This is a genomic window from Neisseria sp. P0021.S007 (assembly GCF_051956855.1).
In genome coordinates, this window is record NZ_JBQCXA010001399.1 from 1 (window position 1) to 487 (window position 487).

The 487-nt window shown below is 52.6% G+C and carries 1 protein-coding gene; it reads right to left on the minus strand.

Annotation, left to right across the window (positions count from 1 at the left end; all coding sequences use genetic code 11):
* Positions 1-390 (minus strand): 5'-methylthioadenosine/S-adenosylhomocysteine nucleosidase (mtnN, locus tag ACTHUR_RS19380; RefSeq protein ID WP_440400419.1); only part of this gene is annotated, 390 nt, incomplete at its 3' end.
* Between the last annotated feature and the right edge of the window lie 97 nt (positions 391-487).

Sequence of the window (487 nt, forward strand, 5' to 3'; positions counted from 1 at the left end):
GCCGACCAAGAGGTCGTCTGAAACGAATACGGCGGGCAGTTGCGGCACTTGTCCCCAAACATAGCCGAACGCCGTTACATCGACGTCGTGGTGCGCGATTTCCGTGCCGACCACTACGTCGCCGACTTTCAAACCTTTGCCTACACCGCCCGCGCTGCCGGTATTGATGACGCAGTCAGGTGTGAATTGATGGATAACCCAAGCCGTTGAAACCGCCGCGTTGACCTTGCCGATGCCGCTCAATACCAACACCATGTGCTTGCCCGCCATTTCGCCTTCGTAAGCGGTAAACTTACCGAAAGACACGCTTTTGACATGATCCATTGCTGCACGCAAAAGCTCGATTTCCTGTTCCATCGCGCCGATGACTGCTACTGTTTGTACAGACATTTTTTACCTTTCCATGAAATTGTGGGCGGTATTATAACAGCAGCGGCGGCATTCCATATCCGTATTGAATTCGCCGTATTGCACGCCTGTCTTATTA